General features: G+C 58.8%; 21 protein-coding genes, 1 tRNA gene and 1 pseudogene. 18 read left to right on the forward strand and 5 right to left on the reverse strand.

Features of this window, described 5'->3' with window-relative positions; translation table 11 throughout:
- Window positions 1–140 precede the first annotated feature (140 nt).
- Both NKH95_RS30080 and ligD read left to right on the forward strand, forming a co-directional pair.
- On the forward strand, window positions 141–515 hold the full coding sequence (locus NKH95_RS30080; RefSeq protein WP_031212655.1) for a hypothetical protein: 375 nt from the start codon (window positions 141–143) through the stop codon (window positions 513–515).
- 424 nt (window positions 516–939) lie between these two features.
- Window positions 940–2,712, forward strand: a complete 1,773-nt coding sequence (gene ligD, locus NKH95_RS30085; protein ID WP_023809626.1) for a DNA ligase D — start codon at window positions 940–942, stop codon at window positions 2,710–2,712.
- 50 nt (window positions 2,713–2,762) lie between these two features.
- Here the strand turns inward: ligD and xth are convergent, their stop codons facing one another.
- The gene (gene xth / locus NKH95_RS30090) at window positions 2,763–3,560 is read right to left on the reverse strand and encodes an exodeoxyribonuclease III (RefSeq protein ID WP_023809627.1); all 798 of its coding nucleotides are present in this window, start codon (window positions 3,558–3,560) and stop codon (window positions 2,763–2,765) included.
- 551 nt (window positions 3,561–4,111) lie between these two features.
- Here xth and NKH95_RS30095 point away from each other — a divergent pair.
- From NKH95_RS30095 to NKH95_RS30145, 11 genes are all read left to right on the forward strand, one after another.
- Window positions 4,112–5,281 (forward strand): fasciclin domain-containing protein, encoded by a 1,170-nt coding sequence (locus NKH95_RS30095; protein ID WP_352443095.1) that lies wholly within the window; start codon window positions 4,112–4,114, stop codon window positions 5,279–5,281.
- A 914-nt stretch (window positions 5,282–6,195) separates the two neighbouring features.
- Window positions 6,196–7,833: a methyl-accepting chemotaxis protein gene (locus NKH95_RS30100; RefSeq protein WP_023809629.1), complete on the forward strand. Its 1,638-nt coding sequence runs from the start codon at window positions 6,196–6,198 to the stop codon at window positions 7,831–7,833.
- 23 nt (window positions 7,834–7,856) lie between these two features.
- Window positions 7,857–8,324: a chemotaxis protein CheW gene (locus NKH95_RS30105; RefSeq protein ID WP_023809630.1), complete on the forward strand. Its 468-nt coding sequence runs from the start codon at window positions 7,857–7,859 to the stop codon at window positions 8,322–8,324.
- Window positions 8,321–9,559 (forward strand): CheR family methyltransferase, encoded by a 1,239-nt coding sequence (locus tag NKH95_RS30110; RefSeq protein WP_023809631.1) that lies wholly within the window; start codon window positions 8,321–8,323, stop codon window positions 9,557–9,559. The genes NKH95_RS30105 and NKH95_RS30110 overlap by 4 nt, the downstream gene beginning before the upstream one ends.
- Window positions 9,559–10,263, forward strand: coding sequence for a chemotaxis protein CheW (locus NKH95_RS30115; RefSeq protein WP_023809632.1), 705 nt, complete (start codon window positions 9,559–9,561; stop codon window positions 10,261–10,263). Before NKH95_RS30110 ends, NKH95_RS30115 begins: the two co-directional genes overlap by 1 nt.
- Window positions 10,260–12,533 (forward strand): hybrid sensor histidine kinase/response regulator, encoded by a 2,274-nt coding sequence (locus NKH95_RS30120; protein ID WP_023809633.1) that lies wholly within the window; start codon window positions 10,260–10,262, stop codon window positions 12,531–12,533. The genes NKH95_RS30115 and NKH95_RS30120 overlap by 4 nt, the downstream gene beginning before the upstream one ends.
- A 22-nt stretch (window positions 12,534–12,555) precedes the next feature.
- A complete protein-coding gene (locus NKH95_RS30125; RefSeq protein ID WP_023809634.1) occupies window positions 12,556–13,575 on the forward strand; it encodes a chemotaxis response regulator protein-glutamate methylesterase in 1,020 nt (339 codons plus the stop codon).
- 64 nt (window positions 13,576–13,639) lie between these two features.
- Window positions 13,640–14,593, forward strand: a complete 954-nt coding sequence (locus NKH95_RS30130) for a response regulator (RefSeq protein ID WP_023809635.1) — start codon at window positions 13,640–13,642, stop codon at window positions 14,591–14,593.
- A 362-nt stretch (window positions 14,594–14,955) separates the two neighbouring features.
- A complete protein-coding gene (locus NKH95_RS30135) occupies window positions 14,956–15,414 on the forward strand; it encodes a YidB family protein (protein ID WP_352894175.1) in 459 nt (152 codons plus the stop codon).
- A 432-nt stretch (window positions 15,415–15,846) separates the two neighbouring features.
- A complete protein-coding gene (locus NKH95_RS30140; protein ID WP_023809637.1) occupies window positions 15,847–17,583 on the forward strand; it encodes an adenylate/guanylate cyclase domain-containing protein in 1,737 nt (578 codons plus the stop codon).
- A gap of 111 nt (window positions 17,584–17,694) precedes the next feature.
- The gene (locus NKH95_RS30145; protein ID WP_023809638.1) at window positions 17,695–18,231 is read left to right on the forward strand and encodes a GNAT family N-acetyltransferase; all 537 of its coding nucleotides are present in this window, start codon (window positions 17,695–17,697) and stop codon (window positions 18,229–18,231) included.
- Window positions 18,232–18,450: 219 nt separating this feature from the next.
- On the opposite strand, the gene NKH95_RS30150 is transcribed toward NKH95_RS30145, so the two are convergent.
- A complete protein-coding gene (locus tag NKH95_RS30150; RefSeq protein WP_081734773.1) occupies window positions 18,451–19,437 on the reverse strand; it encodes a 5'-nucleotidase in 987 nt (328 codons plus the stop codon).
- 366 nt (window positions 19,438–19,803) lie between these two features.
- Between NKH95_RS30150 and NKH95_RS30155 the strand changes: the two genes are divergently transcribed.
- From NKH95_RS30155 to NKH95_RS30165, 3 genes are read left to right on the forward strand one after another with little or no spacing between them, the layout of a single operon-like run.
- Window positions 19,804–20,178 (forward strand): DUF3489 domain-containing protein, encoded by a 375-nt coding sequence (locus tag NKH95_RS30155; RefSeq protein WP_245273115.1) that lies wholly within the window; start codon window positions 19,804–19,806, stop codon window positions 20,176–20,178.
- A gap of 5 nt (window positions 20,179–20,183) precedes the next feature.
- Window positions 20,184–20,690, forward strand: coding sequence for a DUF2924 domain-containing protein (locus tag NKH95_RS30160; protein WP_032908834.1), 507 nt, complete (start codon window positions 20,184–20,186; stop codon window positions 20,688–20,690).
- A complete protein-coding gene (locus tag NKH95_RS30165; protein ID WP_023809640.1) occupies window positions 20,687–22,375 on the forward strand; it encodes a recombinase family protein in 1,689 nt (562 codons plus the stop codon). Before NKH95_RS30160 ends, NKH95_RS30165 begins: the two co-directional genes overlap by 4 nt.
- A 213-nt stretch (window positions 22,376–22,588) precedes the next feature.
- Here NKH95_RS30165 and NKH95_RS30170 read toward each other — a convergent pair.
- Window positions 22,589–22,664, reverse strand: a tRNA-Ile gene (locus tag NKH95_RS30170).
- A 135-nt stretch (window positions 22,665–22,799) separates the two neighbouring features.
- Between NKH95_RS30170 and NKH95_RS30175 the strand changes: the two genes are divergently transcribed.
- A complete protein-coding gene (locus tag NKH95_RS30175) occupies window positions 22,800–23,513 on the forward strand; it encodes an SIMPL domain-containing protein (RefSeq protein ID WP_352894178.1) in 714 nt (237 codons plus the stop codon).
- Window positions 23,514–23,759: 246 nt separating this feature from the next.
- On the opposite strand, the gene NKH95_RS30180 is transcribed toward NKH95_RS30175, so the two are convergent.
- Both NKH95_RS30180 and NKH95_RS30185 read right to left on the reverse strand, forming a co-directional pair.
- Window positions 23,760–24,116: a hypothetical protein gene (locus NKH95_RS30180; protein WP_023809642.1), complete on the reverse strand. Its 357-nt coding sequence runs from the start codon at window positions 24,114–24,116 to the stop codon at window positions 23,760–23,762.
- Window positions 24,117–24,370: 254 nt separating this feature from the next.
- The gene (locus NKH95_RS30185; RefSeq protein WP_013530173.1) at window positions 24,371–24,817 is read right to left on the reverse strand and encodes a YcgN family cysteine cluster protein; all 447 of its coding nucleotides are present in this window, start codon (window positions 24,815–24,817) and stop codon (window positions 24,371–24,373) included.
- 197 nt (window positions 24,818–25,014) lie between these two features.
- Between NKH95_RS30185 and NKH95_RS30190 the strand changes: the two are divergent.
- Window positions 25,015–25,391, forward strand: a pseudogene (locus NKH95_RS30190) (OmpA family protein); the annotation flags it as partial.

Below are 25,391 nucleotides of genomic sequence, written 5' to 3' on the forward strand. Positions count from 1 at the left end.
CAGGATGAAAATACTACAGATGCGATATCGAAAACACTGCATTTGCACGATTCCATGCGACGGGTCAGCATCCTAGTCTCTGCAGGTGGGCAGGTTAGGTTGCTTGGCAGGCCTGGTCGATTTAGAACACGGAGGGCTCCATGACAAAGTTGCCTGTCTTGACCGTACTACTGGTGCTTTTGGTGTCGGCGGGGCCATGCTTGTCCGAAGGTACCCAAACCGACAGCAAACTGACTTCGGAAGAAACGGTGAAAGCTGCCAGCGCTGAACTGTATTCCGACATTCTCGTGCGAGCATGCAGGAACGGATGGCGGTATCCGCGCAGCTACATTGAAAACGGATTCAGGCGCCACCTGGCGGAGCTGAAACTGCAGCTTGTCGATCAGGGTTACACTGTCGTACCCGACATGACCGCGAATGATCCGCAGGTCCAAAGAACGATATCGAGGACCAAACGCCGTCTGGTTGGCTCGCGCCAATTCAGCTGTTCCCACCCATACTGGCGCGATGAATGACTCCAACGCGACGGTGTGCAATCTGATAGCCTGATTTCCGGCGGTTCTCCCCAGGTTGGAAGGATGGCGTTGACGAATGGCAGGTTGTTATTCCGGGAGGAGTGACACTCCTCCTGGGGCTGTAAACAACTTCATGGAATGACCGCTCTTCGGCTGCGTGGCTCCGCAAGCTGCCGATCCGCTCCCGGCCCAAAAGCCGAGCTAGCCTCAGTTGGCCCTTAGTAGGCGAGTGATAGCCCAATTTTCCTGCAACGAAGACCCGCTAGGCCCGCTGACCGACGAAGAAAGTGCGATTTCTCCTGTCGTTGATCTCCCTTGCAGCCGGCTGGCCCAGGATTGCCGGTGCAAGCAGTCGAACATACTATTTCGCTAAAACCTGGAACCTATTGGTGCACTGAGCCTTGAGTCGCGGTTCGGAGGGTGCATGAGTAAGGCAGCAAACGGGCTCTCTTTCGTCGAGTTTCAGTCGCCGACTCTGGTCGCAACGGCGCCCGAGGGCAGCGAATGGATTCACGAGATCAAGTACGATGGCTACCGCACTGAGCTGATCATGCAGCGTGGCAAAGCACGGGCCTTCACGCGCCGTGGCTACGACTGGTCGCATCGATACCGCCGGATAGTTGAAGCAGCGGCGGGCTTGCCGGTGAGGACCGCGATCATCGATGGGGAGGCTGTCGTTCTCGGCGACACCGGCCTTCCGGATTACCAAGCCCTGGAAAGAGAGTTGGGCAATCCAGATTCCGCGAGACTCATCTTTTATGCGTTCGACCTGCTGCACCTTAACGGGCGCGATCTTCGGCAACTGCCATTGGTGAAGCGCAAGGCAGCCCTGGAGAGGCTACTGGAGAACACCGCGCCGACACTGACCTATGCCGAACATCTGGAGGTAAGCGGCAAGGATGTGTTTCAACATGCCTGCCGGATGGGGTTGGAGGGGATCGTATCCAAGCGCGTCGATGCGACCTACGGCTCGGGGGTTCAGACCAGTTGGTTGAAGGTAAAGTGCATCAAGAGCGACACCTTCCCTATCGTGGCTTTCGTAGAGAAACTCGGTGCTCACCCGCGCCGCATTGCATCGCTTTATATCGGGCGCCGCGAGGGCAACCGACTGCTCTATGCCGGGAAGGCTCGCAGCGGGTACACCTTGAGCGCTGCGAAACTTGTGCGAGAGCGGCTTGACCCGCTGATCATCAGCAAGTCGCCTTTGTCAGAGCCGATTGTGAAGCCGAAAGCGACTTGGGTGAAACCACACGTGCTGGCCGAGGTCCAGTTCAGCGGCGTCACCGATCGCGGGGTGCTGCGCGAGGCAGTGTTCAAGGGTTTGCGCGAAGACCTCGTGCCAATCCCGGCCAAGCCTCAAGCGCCATCAAAGCGACGCGGGCCAACCCGGAAACATGGCGTTCCCAGTGAAAACATCCTGCAACTGCTGCCAGACGCTGTCTCGCCCTCCAAGGACGAGCTTGCGCGTTACTGGGAGAGGGTTGCGGATCATGCCCTGGTTCATCTCGGCCACAGACCGCTGAAGCTGGTCCGCCATGCTCATGGCGCGACCTTCTATCACAAAGGCGCACTGCCGCAGATCCCGGCGGCAGTGCATCAATTGCGGCTGCAGAAGCGCGAGGGTGGCGAAGGTGTGCGCGTGTGGGTGGACGACCTTGCCGGTTTGCTGGGACTGGTCGAGATGGATGCGGTAGAGCTGCATCCCTGGAACGCCACCGTCGACGATATCGAACATGCCGACCGTATTGTTCTGGACCTTGACCCCGGCGAGGGCGTGGAGTGGGAGCAAGTCATCGAGGCCGCACTGGCGCTCCGCGACATCCTGGAAGCGGAAGGGCTGGAGAGCTGGCCGAAGGTTACTGGCGGCAAAGGCATTCACCTGATGGTCCCGCTGGAGAGCAAGATCACGCACGACAGCGGCCGCCTCTTGGCCAGGTCCTTCGCCAATCGGCTCGCTGAAGCGCATCCGGACCGCTATCTACTTTCGGCCTCGCCGTCGGCTCGAACAGGCCGCATCTTCATTGATTACCTCCGCAATGGTCGGGGCAGCACTGCGGTGGGCGCCTTCTCGCCACGGGCGCGCCGCGGTTTTCCAATCGCCCATCCGGTGACCTGGAGCCAGGTTGAGGCAGCCATCCGTCCAGATGCCTTCACGATCGACCGTCCGTTCAGGGCGGCCCTCAGAAAAGCTGCGTGAGCGCAAACGCCGGAAATGAAGAGTGCTCGCCGGAGACATCCCGAATGAGATCACGTCGTGTCTTTGCCGGACCGGCCGAGTTCTATCCAGGCTGGCGCATGATCACTCGGCTTTTCCCAACCGCGCACGTCAGCGTCAACGCCGGCGTCACACAACCTGTCCGAAAGGGATGGGCTGACCAGAAGATGATCCATCCTCAGGCCGGAACTTCGATCATAGCGACCCTGGTAGGAGAAGTTCCAATAGGTGTAGACGCCTTTCTCCGGGTGGATGCGGCGGACGCCATCGGTCCAGCCGCCATCAAGCATTTCGGCATAGGCTTGCCGGCTCTCCGGAAAGTAGACTGCATCGCCTAACCAACGTTGCGGCACCACGGCATCGATCGGGGTGGGCACGACATTGTAGTCGCCGCAGAGAATGCTTGGGACGCCTTCCCTGAGCAGCAGCTTGCCGTAGCTGATCAGGCGGTCGAACCAGCGCAGCTTATACTCGAATTTCGGGCCAGGAGCGGGATTGCCGTTGGGCAGGTAGAGGCAGCCGACGACGATCCCATCCACCTCAGCCTCAATATATCGGCTGTGCGTGTCGTCAGGATCGCCCGGGAGCCCACGACGGCGCTCCAACGGCTCTTTTCCACGAGCGAGTATGGCTACGCCGTTGTAGGACTTTTGCCCGTGCCAGATTGCGCCGTAGCCGGCGTCCCTGATGGCTTCGGCGGGGAATTTCTCATCCGAGGTCTTCAATTCCTGAAGGCACACGACGTCATAGTCGGTCTGACCCAGCCACTTGATGAGCACAGGCAGGCGGCCGTTCACACCGTTGACGTTGAATGTTGCGATGCGGGTCATCAGGAGCTCTCTCCAAAACTCTTCACGCGGTATCAAGGTGAATGGCTCAGCAGTTGATCCCTCACTACGCTGCACAGGAAGACCGCATGCCGTCGGACCCTCTGCCATCAGATTTCGACATCGTTGATCCTCTCGGCTCCTTTTAACCGCCGAGCGTGGGGAAAGTTCAAGATGACAGCGATAGGATGAGTCCGGCCGAACTCGAGCGAAACTCTCAGGCAGGTGCGATGCGGCCCTCGACTGACTGAATGTCTGAAATGCGCCTCGAAGCCGACATCAAGAGTCGGCGTGCCGAACGTCCTGTCTGGCAGAGAGCGAACAGGCAGCTTACGGTATGATGATCCTCAGACGGGGCCGTTCGCGGCCCCTAAACTCGCGTTGAAAATCCTTGGCGCGCCATTGCAGTAGTGATGTCACCGCCTCCCGCAGTTTCATTGGTGGCGCAATCGTAAGGCCAAACGTCCAAAGAACTGCGCCTTGGGCAAATAGCCAAGGTCACTTATCAAAACTGATGGTTATGATAAATTCGCTCTCTCTGGGCGGAGTTTGGCATGAAGCGTCGACTGATTTTTGCAGTGTGCATCCTGATAAGTCAGGTGGCGGTCGGAAACGCCCAGACGGTTGAGACGGCGGTAGCACGCGCCCAGACGACTTCCGACAACAATATCATCCAGAATGCCGCTCTTTCCAAGGACTACACCACCCTTATAGCAGCTGTGAAAGCGGCCGGGCTGGTTGAGACGTTGGAGGGTAAAGGCCCGTTTACTGTTCTCGCGCCGACAGACGCCGCATTTGCAAGATTGCAGCAAGGTGCAGTGCAGGTTCTTCTTGCGCCCGAAGCTAAAAACGAACTCTCCAAAATCCTAAAGTGTCATGTGATTTCCGGAGATCTGAGTACCGACGCGATCCTCGCTGAGATAGCCGCGAACAACGGAGCCTACTCGGTCGACACAATCGGGGGATGCTCTCTCACTTTTCGGGCGGCAGGAAGCAATATTTCTGTAACGGACCAATTTGGCGACATTGCCAGTCTCGTTGCCAGCGACGTGAAACAGACGAACGGCTTGGTCTACGCGGTCGACAAAGTACTTTCGCCCGGCGCTCCAGACACCTCTCACGAAATTCACGCCTCTAGGATCTTTGCCGGACCGAACGAATATCCACCCACTAATTTCGCGGCTTATGGGATTCTGGCATTCAAATCGAAAGTTACCATCTACGACCAGGAACGGCAAAAGATGCTGTGCGAGGCGTTTGTGAATGCCGTCCTGCCGTCGTCGTCGCTCGTCGTCCCTACAGCGGCCCAAATGGTAACGGTATGGCCGATGGACAGCGCCGAGCATGCAAAGGCCGCAACCAAGGCGAACATAACCAGGACCTGCGACGAAGCCCTTCAGGATTATGGACTGGCTGTTTCGCAAAAGGCAGTCCGCGATGCAGTTGCAAGCGGCGTTGCTGTCGACGGCGACGGGCCTTTTCTGATTGCGTGGGCACCGCCGACGCAAATCGGAAAGCCTGGTGCTGTGGTTCTTAAAGCCGACCTTTCAACAGTGACCGAATACAAGATGGCAAGTGACATCATGCACCGGTGGGTAGTGGAAATTGAAAACAGGCCCGAGCTTTGGAGATCGGGAACGTTCGATAGAAGCTTGATCGCAACAGCTCGCGAGTGGGCGGATCACTACGGGTCCCTGATCTTTTCAGTCGTCGGTGTAAAGTGACGCCCTTCCTAGATTTCATAGCCGGGTTCGGTGTGTCCGGAGTGGTGGGATTGGTGCTTGGGCTCATTGCGATGACGATCATTGCGCCAAACACCACTGGTGGAGCGTTGCTAATCATTTTTGTTGGGATAGCAGTGGGGATTATTTTCGGCGCGATTTACCGCTCATTTAGACCAGCTAAGACGCCACCCGAAACGAAACAGTGAAATTCGCTGAGTACACGAAACGCGCTGGACTAAAAAAAAGATATTGAATAAAAAAGCCGCCGAAGCGGGTTTTTCGTTATCAAATACTAGCCAAAAGCGCGGGGCCGAGGATCATTACCTCCGGCGGCCTGTCTGGAGGCAAAGCGCGGGAATATTCGAGGCCGCCCAGAGCGATCTGCAGGGCATTTGCTGATCCAGCAGAGCCGGGAGATCGGACTGAAGGCACGGATATTTGATGTGATTCTGTACCTCTTCTCAAGCAGCGTTCTGACGGTCGCTGGCGCAGACAGACCGTCAGAACGCCGATCATCACGATGTACGCTTTTGGACGCGGCAAATGTCGACCTTCTGGCCGAAATGAGGCGCATTGCAGACTGGCGACTCTGGGCCGCAAGCGGGAGGTCGGCTTTCGGGCATCGAGCTGACCTAAGCAGTCATTCAACTCATGGCCACAAGTAGCTCATACACGCTCCTCTTGACGCGGCGTGCCACCCTAGCCGATGTCGGGCTGATGTGCGTGGACGGCAGGACGTCCTTGACCACCGCTTCTGGCGCCGCCGATTGGCGAGCCGCCTCTCCATCATTTGCGATGGAACGGAAAAGAAACCATTCAGCATCAGACTGCCGCTTTTCGACGCACCTTTTCGAATACGTCGGAACGAGCGCTTGTCGCGCAGCCCACGATGCCCCCATTGGTGAACCGGTTCCATGAAGAGTCTGACAATACGCCACCGCATCCTCGTCAGTTTCGCTGCCGTTCTGGTGGTCATGTCCGTGATAGCCGTCATGGCGTACGCCTGGTTTCTTCAGGCGGGCCAGGAGGCGACTGAGGTCGAGAAGGGCATCCTACCGGACCTTTATCACAGCACCGAGATCATGACGGGCCAGATGGCGGCCCATAGTCTGCTTCAGGAATTTGCCCTTCAGGAAAACCCGTCGGACAGAAGCACGCTTGAAAGCGCGATCACGACCAATCGCGACCAAGTGCAGCGATCGATGGACGACTATGAGGCAACAATCGTCTCCGACATCGACAAGCAGAATTATGCACTCGTCAAAGAACTCGCCAACCAATTCCGTCTGGCTGAAACTGCTGTGCTGGACACAAGCCGGGCTGCCTTGTCGAAAGGTGAAACTCCCAATGAAAGCCCGGCCCTCAAGAACACCGTAGAGCCGATTTTTGTAAAATTGCAGTCCGCTCTGCAGGCCATGGTTGAGGATCATAGAGGCGAGGCAAACAGTGCGACCCAGCGGATCAGCTCGATCGTTAGAACGGCCGAAGTCGGTTTGAGTGTTGGCTTGTTGGTAGCCCTCGGGCTAGCCCTTCTTTTGGGTTACCAGCTGTTTCGCGCCATTACAGGTCCGCTCACCCGTTTGGTCAACGCGGTTCAATTGATGCGGCAAGGCGACTTCAGCGAACGCCTCGATCTGATGCGCCGAGACGAATTCAGTGTGCTTGCCGACGGCTTCAACGCAATGGCGGACGATCTCACAACCCTCATTGGTCAGGTTCAAAGGTCCAGCATACAGGTCGGCACGTCGATAACTGAGATCGCCGCCACCTCCAAGCAACAGCAGGCAACTGCGACTGAAATCGCAGCGACCACAACAGAAATCCGCGCGACAGCCAAGGAAATCTCCGCCACATCAAACGAGCTGGTCCGCACGATGAACGAGGTCTCCACAGTTGCCGAACAAACGGCTGCCGTCGCCGGCGGAGGTCAAGCCGGGCTGACCCGTATGGAAGAAACCATGCAGCAAGTCATGGAAGCGGCCGGCGCGATCAATTCCAAACTCGCGATCTTGAGTGAGAAAGCCGGCAGCATCAATCAGGTGGTGACGACCATCACAAAAGTCGCCGATCAGACGAATCTGTTGTCGCTCAACGCTTCCATCGAGGCTGAGAAGGCAGGCCAATATGGCCGGGGTTTTGCAGTTGTAGCGACGGAAATCCGAAGGCTCGCGGACCAGACGGCTGTCTCCACCTACGATATTGAGCAGATGGTCAAGGACATCCAGTCGGCAGTCGCGGCCGGGGTGATGGGCATGGACAAGTTTTCCGAGCAGGTCCGCCGGGGTATGCAGGAAATCCAGCAGGTCGGCGGGCAACTCTTCGATATCATTCAGCAGGTTCAGGGGCTGGTGCCACGTTTCGAAGTCGCCAATGAAGGCATGCAAGCACAGGCGACCGGCGCGGGGCAGATCAGCGACACGCTAACCCAGCTAAGCGAGGCAGCTCAGCAAACAGTCGAATCCCTTCAGCAATCGACGCTCGCGATCGACGAGCTCAATCAAGTCTCAGGCGGCATGCGAAGTAGCATTTCGAGGTTCAAGCTGCGAGCATAGCGAGTCGGCAGTAGGAGGTGACAATGCTATTCCTCGCCTTCAGCATGGGTCCGGATCGCTACTTGATCGATGTCCACCAAATTGAAGAGGTGCTGCCCTATTTCGATGTGAAAGTTCTTCCGGGTGCGCCAACTGGTGTGGTGGGTTTGGTCAGCTATAACGGAATACCCATCCCTCTGATCGATGTTACCCATCTTGCGCTTGGCCGGCCATCGGAGCGCCTATTGAGCACCCGGATCGTTGTGACGCGCTATCCGGCGCATGATGGCGAGCAACGCCTGCTGGGGCTGATCGCGGAACGGGTGACGGATACGCTCGAGCGACACCCTGCCGATTTCGCGCCGTTCGGACTTGAACAAGGAACCCCGCCCTATCTTGGGCCGGTGGCTTCCGATGGTTCGGAGATCATTCAGTCGGTCAAAGTGGAAGCGCTGCTTTCGGAAGAGATTCGTACCGCTTTGCTCCGCCAGGCCGCAATAGGTGATCAATGACCGGCGCAATAGAAAAGCTCCTGATGGAAACCATCGGACTGGACAGTGCCAGTGTTGGTCCGACAGTGGTTCGTCAGGCGGTCAGAGACCGGATGGAAGCATGCCGGATAACCAACCCTCAGGCCTATAGGGAACACTTGACCGTTTCCTCGCAGGAGCTGCAGGAGCTGATCAATGCGGTGGTGATCCCAGAGACCTGGTTCTTTCGCGACCGAGAAGCGTTCACGATGCTGGCGCGGCATGCGCGCGTGCACAAGCCTGCTCAGCCGATAAGAGTCCTGAGCCTGCCATGTTCAACCGGCGAAGAGGCTTATTCGGTCGCCATGGCGATGTTCGATGCCGGCTTTGAGGCGCACGAGTTCAAGATCGATGGCGTGGACGTCAGCAGTCGCAATATCGCCACGGCTGAACGCGCCATCTATGGGCGCAATTCGTTTCGCGGGAGCCATCTCGAATTTAAAGATCGCTATTTCGAAGCGGCTGAGGGCGGGTTGCGGCCTATTGCTGGGGTGCTGAAACAGGTTCGGTTCAGGGTAGGAAACCTGTTCGGCTCTCGCGCTTTCGGGCAAGAGGTGTATGACATCCTGCTTTGCCGCAATTTGCTGATCTACTTCAATCGAGAGCTGCAGGATCGCGCATTGAGCTGCCTGAAGGACCTGCTGGCCAAGGACGGACTTCTTCTGGTCGGTCCGGCGGAAGCAGCTCTTCCAAGGTTGCATGGCTTTATTTCCGCTGAATGGCCATTGGCCTTTGCCTTTCTGAAATCGGAGGCCGTCAAGACCACGGCGCCGAAAGTTCCGGCCGCCGTCCCGGTGCGGGCGCCAAGCCCGAAGGTCAACAAGAGCGAGCCTCTTCTTCCGTTCCGACCGACAATTGGCAATGAAGGCCGTAGGCAGGCTCCGACCAAGCCGCTTGCACAGGCCTCGGAAAGCCTCATCGCGGTTGAACGGATCGCCAATGCAGGACGGGTAAAGGAGGCACAGGAGGTCGCCCTGGCGCATCTCAAGGAATTCGGTCCTTCCGCGGAAATCTTCTACCTGCTGGGCCTCGTCCAAGATGCGGATGGTTCTGCACCCGAAGCCGCGCGAAGTTATCGCAAGGCGCTCTATCTCGCACCAAATCATCGAGAAGCTCTCGTCCATCTGGCCTTGCTGCTTAGCAAGCAAGGCGACCATAACGGCGCCGAGGCGCTGGCCGGCCGGCTGGGTCGGGTCCAGAAAAGGAGCGGCGGCTGATGGCGGCTTCGACAAAGATCGCTCAGCCGGTGGAGGAGATTGCAATCGACGACTGCTGGCGGCAAATAGGCGTACGGGGCGACAAGTCATGTCCGCTACTGGAGCAGCATCTCCACTGCCGGAATTGCCCGACCTACAAGAAGATTGCACGACGCCTTCTTGACCGTGCAGCGCCCTCGGCATACCGCGGCGAATGGCATGATAACGCTGATCGTGCAGGGATCCATTCGACAGACAGCGACGCGCTGCAGACGGCCGTTCTCTTCCGTTTGGGGGACGAATGGCTTGCACTGCCGGTCGGTATTTTTCATGAAGTGGCTGAATCTCGTCGCGTTCATTCACTTCCACACCGCAGGAACAGTGCACTGCTCGGTATTGCGAATGTCCGTGGTGAATTGCTCATTTGCCTGTCCCTGGCCGAATTGCTCGGGATAGACGAGCGCAAGGAGGGGGAACAAGGCACACGCACCAAGGTATTTCGCCGCCTAGTCGTGGTAGGCGAGCACGACAAGCGGGTTGCTTTTACGGTTGACGAGATCCACGGCTTACATCGGTACCAAGAACGCGACACTCTCGATGTTCCGGCCACGATTGGCAAGGCAGTGTCGGCCGCTACAGTTGCCGTGCTGCCGTGGCAGGGACGAGCCGTTGGCTGTCTCGATCCACGACAACTGCTCACGATGCTTGACCGGAGCATCGCATGACAGATGGAGACTTCAGCCAGGTTTCGATGCTCACCCTCTTCCAGGCCGAACTGGAGACGCAGTCACAGGCTCTAACCTCTGGGCTTCTGGCACTCGAACGCGATCCTATCGCCCCCGACGCCCTGGAAGCATGCATGCGTGCCGCGCATTCCCTGAAAGGAGCTGCCCGCATCATCGACTTGATGCCTGCGGTCAAAGTTGCAAATGCGATGGAAGACTGTCTGGTCGCAGCGCAACGTGGGCATCTGAGGGTGCGACGGGAGCATATAGATGCGCTTCTGCAGGGCTCTGACCTTTTGAAATTGATCGCATCGGGATCATCGAGCGAGAGTGCCAACTCAGAAGTAGAAAGCTTTCTCGCGAAGTTCGAGGAATTGTCCCTCCCCGAGGCAAAGCCCGGGACCCAAGATTCTGCAGCTGATTTCGCAACTCCAGACCATGCCCAGGAGCAACTGGCGACGACCTCTTCAGCGAACGTCCTAGTTGCGGCGGTACCGCAAGCGCACGGCAGCATCGGCTCTGATAGAATGGTCCGGGTGACGGCAGACAGCCTGAACCGATTGCTCGGGTTGGCTGGCGAGTCGCTGATGGAAGCTCGGCGGCTCAGGCCATTCGCTGATGGGCTGCTACGGCTGAAGCGACTTCAATCGGACCTCGCAAGTGCGTTCGACAATCTTCATGCAGTGCTGCCGCCGGTTTTAAACCATGCGGCGGTGATGGAGGCGCTGGCTGAGGCGCAGCGAAAGCTTCGGTTAAACCAAGCGTTCCTGGCGGAGCGTCTCGATGAATTGGATTCAGTTGATCGGAAAGCGACCGATCTTGCCAACAGGTTGTACGACGAAACGTTGGCGAGCCGGATGCGGCCTTTTGAGGACGGCGTGCGACACTATGCGAGAACGATCCGCGACCTCGGTCGTACCCTTGGCAAGCGGGTGCGACTGGAGATTGTAGGCGGCTCGACCGGCATCGACCGCGATATTCTCGAGCAGCTTGATGCCCCTTTGGGGCATCTCCTGCGCAACGCTGTAGACCATGGGCTTGAACCGCCTGAGGAGCGCATCGCGATGGGGAAACCCGAAGAGGGGCTCATCAGGCTCGAAGCGAGGCATAATGCCGGGCTGCTGCAGATAGCCGTGGTGGACGACGGCAGGGGGGTCGAGCTCTCGAAGCTGCGCGAGACCGTCGTCGCCCGGCAACTTGCAACCAGGGAAAGTGCTGACACACTCAGCGAAACCGAATTGCTCGCATTCCTGTTTCTGCCAGGCTTTTCGATGAAAGCGGGCCTTACCGACGTCTCCGGTCGCGGTGTGGGGCTTGATGCAGTGCAAGCCATGACGAAGGAAGTCCGGGGAGTCGCAAGCGTCTCCTCAGAATTTGGGCACGGAACCCGATTTCAACTGCAATTGCCGCTGACGTTGTCGGTCCTGCGCACGCTGCTCGTCGATGTTGATGGGGAGCCCTATGCTTTTCCACTCGCTGCCATTTCCAAGACTTTGAAACTGCAGCGGACGCAGATCAATCTCCTGCAGGGCCGGCCACATTTTCGATTGAATGATCGACAGATCGGGCTGGTCACCGCGCGCGAGGTGCTGGATCGAGGTGAGCCCGGATCGGAACCGAACGAACTCTCGGTCGTCGTCGTGGATGCGGGTCGGGGCGATGCGTACGGCCTGATCGTCGACCGTTTTCTCGGGGAACGCGAGTTGGTGATCAGACCTCTGGACCCACGGTTTGCCAAGATCAAGGACATCAGCGCAGCAGCCCTGATGGAAGACGGTTCGCCTGTTCTGATCTTCGACGTCGACGATCTGATCCGATCGGTGGAGAAGCTTGCATCATCCAGCGGACTTCGAACTCTTCGGCGCGCCGCAGGCGGTCCCGAAGCGAGCAGGCGCAAGCGCGTGCTCGTGATTGACGATTCACTGACGGTTCGCGAACTCCAGCGCAAGATGCTGGGCAATTACGGTTATGAGGTCGAAGTTGCGGTCGACGGTATGGACGGGTGGAATGCCGTCCGGTCTGGTCCTTTCGATCTCGTCGTCACCGACATCGACATGCCTCGTATGGATGGCATCGAGCTGGTGAGTTCGATCAGAAAGGACGCTCATCTTAAGAACACACCCATCATGATCGTTTCATACAAGGATCGGGAAGAAGATCGCGCGCGCGGGCTCGACGCAGGTGCGGACTATTATCTGACCAAGAGTAGCTTTCAGGACGAGGCGCTGATCCATGCCGTCGTGGACATGATTGGCGAGGCGGTTGAATGAGAACGAGATGGGAAGCCAGCGAATGAGAATCGGCGTGGTCAACGACATGCCCATGGCGGTTGAACTTCTGCGTCGACTGGTCCTGTCGACCGGCGAACATCAGGTCGCGTGGATCGCGACCAATGGGCGAGAGGCGGTCGAGGTCTGCAGACGTGATCTGCCGGATCTCATACTCATGGATCTAGCGATGCCAGAGATGGACGGCGTGGAAGCGACCCGCAGAATCATGGCGGAAACCCCGTGCTCAATCTTGCTGGTGACCGCTAGTATCGAAGCCAACCTCGCCGGCGTCTACGAAGCAATGGGTCATGGCGCGCTTGACGCAGTCGATATTCCCTCAGTGGGCATCGAAGGTAACGTGTCCTCGCAATCCGCCCGGCTTTTGACGAACAAGATAGGGACGATCGGCAAGCTGATTGGTGATGCGCCGACCCAGGCAAAAAGGCGGATGTCACGTGCGGCTGAGCCGACACCTCGACGCCTGATTGCAATCGGTGCCTCCGCGGGCGGGCCGGCTGCCGTTGCCGCAGTCCTGAGTTCGTTTCCCGTTGACTTTGGCGGCGCGATTGTACTCGTCCAGCATCTCGATGCTCAGTTCGTTCCAGGCCTCGTTGATTGGCTGGGGCAGCATACGCCTCTCCCGATCAGTCCGGCGCGGGAAAGGGATAGTCCTCAAGCCGGCACCGTTCTCGTTGCCAGTTCTGCGGATCATCTGGTTTTCAAGTCAGCTCGGCAACTTGGCTATACGCCCAGCCCCAAGGACAATGTTTATCGGCCGTCCGTAGATGTGTTCTTCGAAAGTGCGGCGCAATGGTGGCCCGGCTCGGTGACTGGTGTTCTGCTCACAGGCATGGGCAGGGATGGTGCGCGCGGGCTGAGACAGCTCCGCGACAAGGGGCATCTCACAATCGCGCAGGATAAAGCAACCAGTGCCGTCTATGGCATGCCGAAGGCCGCCGCCGACATCGGCGCGGCTGTTGATATTCTTCCTTTGAGTGCTATCGGCTCACGTATAATCGAAGCCTGCGAGCGCTCCACGTGAAAGGGCCCGTCCGATGACGCAAGAACCAGAGCTGGTCCCGCCACTCGCAGATAATTATTCATCCATGGTTCTGCTCATCGATGATCAGATCATGGTTTGCGAGGCGGTCAGGCGCGCTCTAGCCACCGCGCCCGATATTTCCTTACACTTCTGCACCGACCCATTGAGAGCGATGGCGGTCGCGGATGAGGTAAAGCCAACGGTTATTCTGCAGGATCTCGTCATGCCCGGGGTCGATGGGCTGCATCTGGTGCGAGAATACAGGAAGCATGGGTCGACACGCGCGGTCCCAGTCATTGTGCTGTCGAGCAAGGAAGATCCAGCCACCAAGGGCGAGGCGTTCGCTGCGGGAGCGAACGACTATCTCGTCAAACTGCCGGACCGTATCGAGCTGATTGCACGTATTCGATATCACACGCGGGCCTATCTGGATCACGTCCAGCGAGACGCGGCGTACCGAGCGCTAAGGGAAAGCCAGCGACAGCTGATCAGTGCAAATCTCGAGCTTGAACGTCTGACGCGGATCGATGGCCTGACGGGTCTAGGCAACAGGCGCTATTTTGACGAATATCTGGCGGCTGAATGGAAGCGCGCTTTTCGCGCACAGTCCCCATTGTCGCTGTTGATGATCGATGCAGACAACTTCAAACGATACAACGATACCTATGGCCATATGGCCGGCGACGAGGTGCTCAAGCAAATCGCCCGCGTAATCCAGAGTGGTTCCGGCCGCTCCACCGATCTCGCTGCGCGGTACGGAGGCGAAGAGTTCGTCATCGTGCTGGTCGACACTTTACTGGAACAATCCAGCGCGATCGCAGAGCGGCTCGTCCAGAGCGTGCGGGAATTGAACATACCCCACGGCCCGGATCGCGTGACCATCAGCGTTGGCGCCGCAACAGCGGTGCCCACCGAGAACGAGACGCCAAACGATTTCGTCAATGCCGCCGATTTGGCTCTGTTTCGTGCCAAATCGGAAGGACGAGATCGTGTTGCGCTTCATATGTCCCGCAGCTAGAGAAGCTCAATGCACCTCCGAAGAGCGGGTGTGTAATTTGAGGCTAAGATGGGGCGTGAGAGCGGCACTCGGTTGAAGATAGGAGCCGGACAACGGGCTTGAAGACTGGTTGGGCAAACGTTGGGAATGACAGCGACAGCGAGCTGGCCAGGTTCCGCTCCCTCCTCCTTATCATTGCGCCGCTTAAAACCCCAGGGTTGATTGCCGTGTGAAGCACTGGCGCGGCGAGGAAAACTTGCGGCGCGCTTCGCTGCAGAATTCCGGGAGGAGAAGGCTGAGCGTGTTCCACAGGTCTATTAACTCCAGCAGGCGGAACCTTGCGAGCCTCGAAGCCTTCTTCCTGTTAGCTAAGGAGGAAACCAATGGCAAATCTGGGAAGACTGGCTGTCGCGATGCTTGGCATTCTTGCTTACCAAAATCGCGATAAGATCGGTGACTTGATCCGCGGCGCGGGAAATCGAGATCCAAACAACACACAAGGCGGGCTCTTGGATCAGCTGTCCAAGGGCGTCTCCGGGACCGCGTTTGGGGGCATCCTCGACCGCTTCAGAAATGCAGGAGCGGGATCGAAGGTCGATTCGTGGGTTAGTACCGGACCCAACGAACCGATCGACCCGAAGGACGTGGAGACGGCAATTGACGAGGACACTCTCACTGCGCTTTCGATGCAAACTGGTCTGTCGCGCGATGAGTTGATTGCCCGGATCACTAAAGACTTGCCCGAGGCGGTCGACAAGCTGACGCCAAGGGGCGAACTGCCAGCAGCGACCGATGAGATCGCACTCCTAGATCAGGTGCCGCCACGCACTCCAGAGCGGTAAACGGGGGATTACATCGACCGTTAAATTGGCCGCGCCGCAATCCGGAGCGCATGACTGAACGGGCGGGCCACGGCCTGGCGCCGCGAAGGAAAGAGTGGTGAAAGGGGGCGATCTTCTCTTTGGACTGGTTGTGATGAGGCGGGACCCTGGCACAGGTCGGCGTTGAGTTCCACTCTGCATTTTATTCAACATGACCCTAAATTGATTGGTCCACCCGGTTCCGAAACGACACAATGCGGGCTCGGCTGAGGCCCCTCCGTCTTTGAGGTATCGTCCTCGCGACCGCGTAAACAAGAAAGTGAATGATCGACCGACGTGACGCGATCACCCCATGTAGCGGCTTGCCGATCGAGCTTCAAAGTCAGCCTGATAGACTTTTGAAATAGACGTCATACAATCCCATTTTTCTGCTTTCAATGAAAGCAAAGCGAAATGGCCGAAGAACGCGCCCAACGCCGTCTTGCCGCCATATTGGCCGCCGACGTGGTGGGCTACAGCCGACTTCTGGACCTGGACGAGCAAGGAACATTGAACGCGTTAAAGAGGAGGCGGAAGGAGATCCTGGAACCACTGGTCCGCGACCGTCACGGCCGTGTCGTAAAAGTGATGGGTGATGGCGTCCTAGTCGAGTTCGGAAGCGCAGTGAACGCGGTGTCATGCGCCGTCGAACTCCAGAAGCGGATGATGGCCGCGAACGAGGGTTTGGCGTTCGACCGACAAATCAACCTGCATATCGGCATCAATCTGGGCGATGTCGTTGTCGAGGACGGCGATCTGTTCGGCGATGGCGTTGTTGTCGCAGTGCGGCTTCAGGCAATGGCCGGGGCCGGAGATATCTGCGTCTCCGGCAGCGTCTACGATCAAGTCAAGCGAAAGCTTGAATGCGACTTCGACGAACTCGGTCCGCAAGCGATCAAGAACGTTGCCGAACCGGTATCCGTTTACCGGATTCGGTTATCGGCCTCATCTGAAAGTGGCGGACCGGCAGAGAAAGCGCCGCTGCCGCTCCCCGGCAAGCCCTCCATCGCCGTCCTTCCCTTTACGAACATGAGCAACGATCCGGAGCAGGAGGCTTTTGTCGACGGCCTCACCGAAGACCTGATCACGGATCTGTCGAGGAACAGCGAGTTGTTTGTCATCGCCAGCAACTCGGCTTTTGCATACAAGGGCAGGCATATGGATGTGCGTCGCATCGCGCGAGAACTGGGAGTGCGCCATCTTCTTGAGGGTAGTGCACGGCGGGCAGCTGGACGGGTGCGTATCAACGCTCAATTGATCGATGCGATCGGGGGCGACCACCTTTGGGCCGAAAGATTCGACCGAAGCCTTGAAGATATCTTCGCTGTTCAGGACGAGGTGACCGGCAAGATTGTCGAGGCTCTGGTGGGCCGTCTGACCGCCGCGCCGGGGCGCAACAGACCGAAGAACCTGGAGGCCTATGATTTATGTGTGCGTGCACGGGCCTTGGGCCTGCAAACGGCACTCACCGCGAAAGAAGCCATTTTCCTGCTGAACCGGGCAATTGCGCTCGATCCGGAATATGCGGAGGCGCATCGTTGGCTGGCACTCAACCTCTGGCTGGGCTGGGAGTTCTGGGACGAACCGATGGACCCCAATCGCACAAGTGCGCTTGCCGAAGCACAGCAGGCGGTCGAACTCGACCCGAATGACGCTGGGAACCGATGGGTATTGGGCGTTATACTAGGACATGAGGGTCGCTGGGCGGAATCGGATGCCGAATTCGCCGCCGCCCACAAGCTGGATCCCAACCACGCCGACGCATGGGCAATGCAAGCTGAACTGACGACGGAAAACGGCCGGCCTGCCGAAGCCATAGAGCAGGTGCGCAAGGCGCTGCGGCTCAACCCTCACCCGCCCGGTTGGTACTACTGGATGTTGGGCCAGGCTCAGTATGCCATCGGCGACTACGAATCCGCGGTTCAAACGTTGCGGAGACCCGAAACTTATCGCACGACTTCACGACGCCTGCTTGCAGCAAGCCTTGCGCAACTTGGCCGTTTGGAGGAGGCGCGCTGGGAGGCGGAAATGTTCATGATAAGCAATCCGCACTTCACAATCAGGCATTGGTCAGCTTCGCAGCCTTTCCCGGCCGAGGACGTCCGACGGCATATCGTGGAAGGCTATCGCATGGCGGGGCTGCCAGAATGACTGTCACGGCTATGCCGTCGGGGCCGCAGTGGATAGCGTCTCGAGGCTGCCGCAGCAGCGAATATTTGGTCTCTTCTGCCGGAACGAAATTCGTCAAATCGAGACTTGAACATGGCAAGTGAAGACTTTCGGCACCGGAAAGCACAACGGGAGGATCTCCCGGCCCTGATTACGCTCATGGACGCGGCGATCTCTGAACTCCAGAAGCCCTTTCTAGATGACGCTCAGATCCAATCCAGCCGGGCCATCATGGGGCTGGATACACAACTTGTCGACGACGGCACTTACTTCCTCGTGGAGCACAACGGCGTTTTGGCAGGTTGCGGCGGTTGGAGCCGGCGCGCAACGATGTATGGTGGAGATCAGTCGCCTGGACGTGATGCAGCGCTGCTTGATCCTGCCAAGGACGCAGCACGCATCAGAGCCATGTACACCCATCCGGACTTTGTCCGGCGGGGGGTCGGCCACTTGATCCTTGCGCTTTGTGAGCGTGCCGCCAAGGCCGAGGGCTTCGCCCGTGCTGAGCTGGCAGCTACCGCGGCCGGAGAGCCACTGTATCGCGCCTGCGGGTACCAATCCGTCAAGAAATTCTTCGACGAGCGTGGCGGGGCTCCGGTTCCTATCCTGCTTATGAGCAAGACGCTCTGACCTCCGGCTTACAGGGCAGTCGCACGCAGTTGGCGGCGCTCGCCGGCACGGAATGCTCACCTATACTTCCGCCCCATGGTCCGCTTTTGGTGAATGGACGGGACCGTACGAATGACTGCCATTGGGCGCAAAGCCGCCGTTCGGCTTCCACTATGCCCAGATCGCATGCCGTCACGTTCGGACGCTCAGTCAAAGCGAACGAGATCTAATCCTGAAGAATCAGCCGGCCGGGATTACCGGCGCAGCCGGATCGTGAGGTCCGGGAACATGGCCGGCAGGAACCACTGCCGCCGCGCCTAAAACGTGCTTCTCTTGATCATCAAAGAAAATGTGGGCCCCGAGCGCCTTCAGGATGGGTGCTTTCTCACGGCTGCCTACGAAGTGCGCCTCGTCAGCTGGTGTTCCCCACGCTCTCAGCGTCCGAATTACGCGCTCATGCGCAGGGGCGTTCCGGGCAGTGACAAGTGCGATGCGGACCTTACTCACGTTGCCCTCATTAAGGAAAACTCGGCGCAATGCCGATAACTTGTGAAGAAAATTGCCAAACGGGCCGCGCGCCATCGGATTGCTCGCGTTCGCGGTCTCATGCGCAAGGAAAGCCTCCAGGCCCTTTTCTTTGTAGATTGCGTCGGACTCGGGGCCAAACACTACAGCATCGCCGTCGAACGCGACCCGGACCTCGCCCTGGGGTGTTTCGGCACGATCCTTGGGCGCCAAGCCAAGCCGAGCAGCGGCTGCTCCGCCGTCCACCGCTCCTTTTACATCCGTGTCCGCGTTTGAGAGAAATAGGTCAATGCCCCAAGCAGGAACAAAAGGAGCGAGTGACCGCCCGCTAGTAAAACTGCCTGTCTTGACGACAAGCCCATAATGATCGATCGACTTGAACGCTCGGAGAGAGAGGTCGGGCGAGTTCTGGGACAGAAGGATCACTTCAACATACGGAGCAGCCTCAGGATCGTTCAGCGCGAGTAACCGCTCGACTACCTCAAAGCCAGCACCCCTGCGGAGGATCACGTCCTCGCGTTCGAGTTGCATGGCCGCATACGACTTGACGCCGTAGTTCTCGAATACGCGATGTTCCTCCTCCAGATCAAAAAGAGCGCGCGTAGAGATTCCGATGCGGAGAGGGCTGGCCCTTAGCGTAGACCCTGGATCGCCATTCCCCTTGTCATCTTCGGCTGTAAGAGAGGCTTCCGCGATTTCCATTTGCCCTTCCTCCGATATTAAGACAGCCTAGGCAATGCCCTTTCTATATTTGACTTATTTCCGAAGAATTGAAGATCTGCGGTTCATTGCGGATCGCTGTCATTTCATCGCGATTTCCTAACTTTTCAAATGCCAGATGGACTTGGGAGCATCGACACGTCGTGGGAAGGTCCACTGGTGTGGTCTAAGCCCTCGAAGGCAGCGATATTCGACTGGACTTCATACGGCAACGAAGCATTGGTGTTGCCAGCGCAGCAGAAGAACAATGGATTAACAACGAGCAGAATCTCCAGCCCGCCAAGACAGCGGGCTTCGGTCAGTACAAGCGCCGGAATGGTCCGGGCTTCTAACTGATGGAGATTTGAAATGTCTATCTTTAACAACACCACTATGAAGGCCGACAATGCGGAAGCCGCCGATACGGCACCCAGCGTCGACGACAGCACCCCAACCCGGAAGCCGCGCGAGAAGTCCGTGGTGACCGTCGCGGTGACGGTCAAGAAGGCAAAGGACGAAGCGCCCGCAGCGCCTACCAAAACCGACATCGTCCTCAAGAAGCTGAAGTCGGCCAAAGGCGCTACAATCCAAACCCTGATGGATGCGACGGGATGGCAGGCGCATTCGGTGCGGGGTTTCCTCTCCGGTACCGTCAAGAAGAAGCTTGGCCACGAACTGCTCAGCGACACCGGCAAGGACGGACAAAGGCGGTACCGCATTGCCGAGGCGAAGACCGCCGGTTGACCTAGATGCGCAAAAGACAGGATCTGGATAGTGAGATCGCCGGGATTGGCGGTCTCACGCGTGATGAACTCACGGCAGCATGGAAAAAGGCCTATGGCTGCCCGCCGCCCAAAGGGGTCAAACGTGGGTTGCTTGAACGGTCGGCCGCCTGGCATCTCCAGGCCAAGCGATTGGGTGGTTTACCTTCGACCGTCAAGAAAACACTCGGAGCAGGCAACGCGCGCCAGTCCAACGTAAAGGCTGTCCAACCGAGCAATACTGGACCGGATCGCGAGGACGGTGTTCCGTCGGTCCGAGCAGCGTCATCGGATAAGGCACTAACGTCGCCGCCACGATCCCTTCCGCCAAGAATCGGCTCCCGTCTGGTGCGGGAATGGAATGGCCGGATGCACGTTATCGAAGTGGTCTATGACGGCTTCGTGCTCGATGGCAAGACGTACGGATCGCTGTCGGCTGTCGCCCGCCGCATTACCGGCGCCCATTGGTCTGGCCCGAGGTTCTTTGGCCTATGACAGCAATCCCTCGCCTCAACTGCGCGATCTACACTCGCAAATCGACCGAAGAGGGATTGGAGCAGGAATTCAATTCGCTCGATGCCCAGCGCGAAGCGTGCGCGGCCTTCATCGCATCGCAGGTCGGTCTTGGCTGGAAGTTGATGCCAAGCCACTACGATGACGGCGGGATTTCGGGCGGCACGATGGAGCGCCCTGCCCTGCAGCGTCTCCTACAGGACATCCGGGACAAAGAGGTCGATGTGGTGGTCGTCTACAAGATCGACCGCCTCACCCGTTCGCTGATGGATTTTTGCAAGATCGTCGAGATCTTCGATGCCAGCTCCGTCTCGTTTGTCTCGGTCACGCAGCAGTTCAACACCACAACCTCAATGGGCAGGCTCACGCTCAACGTGCTCTTGTCCTTCGCCCAGTTCGAGCGAGAGGTTACAGCAGAGCGTATCCGCGACAAGATCGCGGCCTCGAAGAAGAAAGGCATGTGGATGGGTGGCGTGGTGCCCCTGGGCTATCGTGTCGAGTACCGCAAGCTGGTGATTGACGAAACCGAGGCACAAACAGTCAGACACCTGTTCGCCCGCTATCTCACCCTGAGGTCAGTGCGCGACCTTGTCGATGAGGCTGCGAGCGACGGGGTTTCCACACGATCGCGACACCTCATAGACGGATCAGTTGCAGTTACCATGCCGTTTGGTCGCGGCAACCTCTACCACCTGCTTTCGAACCCGGTCTACGTCGGCAAGATCAGGCACAAGGATCAGGTCTACGATGGAGAGCACAAGCCAATTGTCACGTCTGCCACGTTCGACGAGGCCCAGGCACTACTTGCCTCTCAGGCGCCGCGGCGGCGAAGCGAGTCCAATGTCACGCAAGCCCATTTGCTCACCGGTCTGCTCTTTGATGAAGCGGGCGAGAAATTGCGATCGGTTCATGCCAATAAGCAAGGTGTTCGCTACCGATACTATGTCTCAAAGCAGTTCGTCGATGAGCGCAGGAAAGGTTCCGAGGGCTGGCGTCTTCCGGCACCCGCACTTGAGTCAGTTGTTGAGCATCGCCTCAATCGGATTCTCAGTGATCAAGCCCAACTGTCTGATTGGATTCGGCAATGGGCAGACTCTGGCGAAATCCAGGCAGCGATGCGGCGAGTTGACGAGATGCGGTCGTGTTGGGCTTCAGGCACTACGGATGCGAAGCGATCTCTCCTCCAAAAGATCGTTCACAGGATCACCCTCAAGCTTGGTTTATTGACCATCGAACTGGATCGCCGCTCGCTATCGGAATTGCTTCTCGACCGAAAGCTGCCACCCAACGATAGCGCCCAAGTAACTTCCATCGAATGTCCAATCGGAATGAAGCGTCGCGGCGTCGAAACGCGGATCGTGCTTACCAACGGATCCAATATCAACCGGGCACCCGATGCCGCCTTGATCAACCTTCTGCGCCGCGCCCACCTATATCTCGGCCAACTTACAGACGGAGTCGGTCGCAGCCTTACCGACGTTGCCATGCTCAACGGCACCGATACATCCGAGGTCAGCCGCCTATTGCCCTTCGCTTTCCTCGTTCCAAAAATTGCGGCCAACATCGTTGCAGGTGATCAACCTGTTGAACTAACGGCGCACCGGCTGTCCCGATTGTCGGACCTCCCCCTTACTTGGACTGACCAGGCTGCACTCCTGGGCTTCTAACCATCCGGCGAGCATCTCGCTGACCAGTCGACCATCGCTTTGGCAAACACTTGGCTACGGAATTCGCCCGACAGAGACGGACGACTTAAAAGTCGGGTGTTTTGCGTTTACCGCGGCGTCTCAGCCAAGTGTTGCCCACTACTCGGCGCTAACCCACGGAAATGTCGGAGGTATTCTGAGACGGTCGAAACCCCGAAAAACGAGGGGACTGGATGGTGGGCCCGGAGGGACTCGAACCCCCAACCAAGCGGTTATGAGCCGCCGGCTCTAACCATTGAGCTACAGGCCCCACGCGGGCTGGATTAATGTTTTTCGCATCGCGGCACAAGGCTTTCCCTACGGGCTTCCGCAGATCGCCCAAATCAACCCATAATCGCGCTCTACGCGACCCCTTGCGACTTGATCGCAGACCAAGGAGATTTTCATGACCAGACATCTTTTGCCTCTCGCGCTCGCCGCTGCAATCGCTTTTCCGGCGATGGCTGGAGCCGCCGATCTGCCGACGCCGCCCCGCATCATCGTGTCGGGCGAAGGCGAAGCAACCGTAGCCCCCGATCTGGCGGTCCTGACGCTGAGCGTCATGCGCGAGGCCAAGACCGCGCGCGCCGCGCTCGATGCCAACAATGACGCCATGGCCGCCGTGATCGCGGCGATGAAGTCCGCCGGCATCAAGGACCGCGATCTGCAGACCGCTGGCATCCAGATCAACCCGCGCTACAACTACACCAACAAGCCGGACGGCAGCCAGGAAGCCGAACTCGTCGCCTATCAGGTGACCAACACGCTTTCGGTGCGGGTGCGCGACGTCGACAAGACAGGCGAGGTCCTCGACAAGGCGGTGTCGCTGGGCGTCAACCAGGGCGGCGGCATTGCCTTCACCAACGACAACCCGGCAGCCACGGTCACCGAGGCGCGAAAGAAGGCGGTCGCCGACGCCATGGCCAAGGCCAAGACGCTGGCCGAAGCCGCCGGCGTCAGCCTCGGTCGCGTGCTCGAGATCACCGATCAGAACATGGCGCCGACGCCAATGCCGATCAACGCCAAGGCCTTCGACGCCGCGGCCGGTGCTGCGGCTCCGGTGCAAGCCGGTGAGAACGCCTACAATGTGCAGGTCACCGTCACCTTCGAACTGAAGTAGGCGGCTCTGACGATCCGTGGCTGAGCCTGACCACGGCAATCATCAGCCAATAGCGTGCATGAAAAACCCCGCGGGATTGCTCCCGCGGGGTTTTTTCGAGCCACACCCTTCAAACGGAAAGGGGCTCGGCTAGTCCCGGCTGATCTTCGTAGGAGATCATGCTGCCAGACCGACCTTCACTGAAGGTCGTGTCTCCCGGCTGATCCTCGCAGACGATCATGCCTCTATGATCCGCCAAAGCCGGCCTTAGCGATAGATGACGGGGCAGCCGCGCTCATTGGCGAACACGACGACGACGCGGTCGCCGTCCTGGCGGCCCATCACCTTCACCGTACGACGGCTGACGTCGACGATGCGGGCACGGCGCAGACCCATGCGTTCGGCCTTGTCGAGGGCGCGGTCCGGCGAGCAGCCACGGCGCCAGTCGCCACGGCGCTCGTCACGGCGATGGCGATAACCGTCGTCACCGGTATAGACGCCGAAACGCGGGTCGTTGTTGTTGCCGAAGCCGAGGTAAAGGCTGTCGGCGTGAGCGGGAACAGCCGCCAGCGTGCCGAGACCGACCAGGGCCGAAAGGGCTGCCGTCTTGATCGTGTTGAACATCGTCTTCTCTCCTTTTGCGGGCCTTCGCCCCCTTGTGAACCGATGAGGGGGAGAATGCGCTTGCCTGTCTGAACTCTTTACGAACCTGCCGTTCATCTCCGGTTCATATGGCGGGAAGAAGGAAAGTTCCGGCCATTTGCCGTCGTCCCCAGCCCTTGGTGAAGGCCAGAACGTCTGACTCGACGCCCCGGTTCCGACCCCGCTGATTGGCCGAATGCATTCGAACGGGAGGCTCCTGCTCACCGTCGCTGGTCCTACGGCTCCTCGTCCAGCACATAGTCAAAATAGTCTTCCGGCTCGGCAAGATCGGTTTCGCTCGCCTTGACCCGGCCGCGCATCGAGATGCCGGCTTCATGCACGGTCTCGGCGCTGCCCGACACCAGCCGGTGCCACCAGTAGAGGTCGCGGCCTTCGGCCACCAGCCGATAGGCACAGGTGCTGGGCAGCCAGCTGATGGTTCGCACATTCTGCGGCGTCAGCCCGACGCAGTCGGGAACGCGCGCCAGCCGATTGGCATAGTCCGAACAGCGGCAGGTCTCGGCGTCGAACAGCCGACAGCCGACGCTGGTCCAGTAGATCTCGCCAGTGTCCTCGTCCTCAAGCTTTGACAGGCAGCATTTGCCGCAGCCGTCGCACAGTGATTCCCACTCGGCCGGGCTCATCGCCTCCAGCGCCTTGGTTTTCCAGAATGGCGTTTCCATTTCCGGGATGTGGCCCCAGCCGCGGGCAAGGTCAAGCGCGGCAATGGTCGCAATTGCGGCTATCGCCAGGTGAATGACATGAAGTTGCCTTCAAAAGGTCGGTCAATCGCCCCGTACGGCCTCTATCAGTGCCAGACTGGAACCAATCGGCACAAGATCGGTTTCGGCAAGGATGGGACCCCACAAGGAGAATTTCGATGAAACGCCAACCACGGATTCTGGCAGGCACGGCACTTGGCCTGTTGATGGCATCCGCGCCGTTGGGCGCGTTCCCGCTTCAGGGAAGTGTCGCGTCCGGCCTTGCCCAGCGCACGGCAGCCCCATTCATCCTGGCGCAAGCAGCATGCGCCGAAGGCGAAGCGGCCGAAGCCTGCGCACAAAAGCAGCAGGCGGAACCCGAACAGAAGCGCGAACGCAAGAAGGCCGAGCCTGAACAGCAGGCCGCGCCTGCCCAGAGCGAGCAGCCCGCCGAGGAGCAGCAGCCACGCCGGAAGAAGCGCGACCAGCAGCAGCAGACCGAGCAGGCGCCGGCCGAACAGGCAGCACCCGCCGAGGAACAGCAGCCGCGCAGGAA

The organism is Mesorhizobium sp. M0848, assembly GCF_040319805.1.
In the GTDB taxonomy this organism is placed as follows: Bacteria; Pseudomonadota; Alphaproteobacteria; order Rhizobiales; family Rhizobiaceae; genus Mesorhizobium.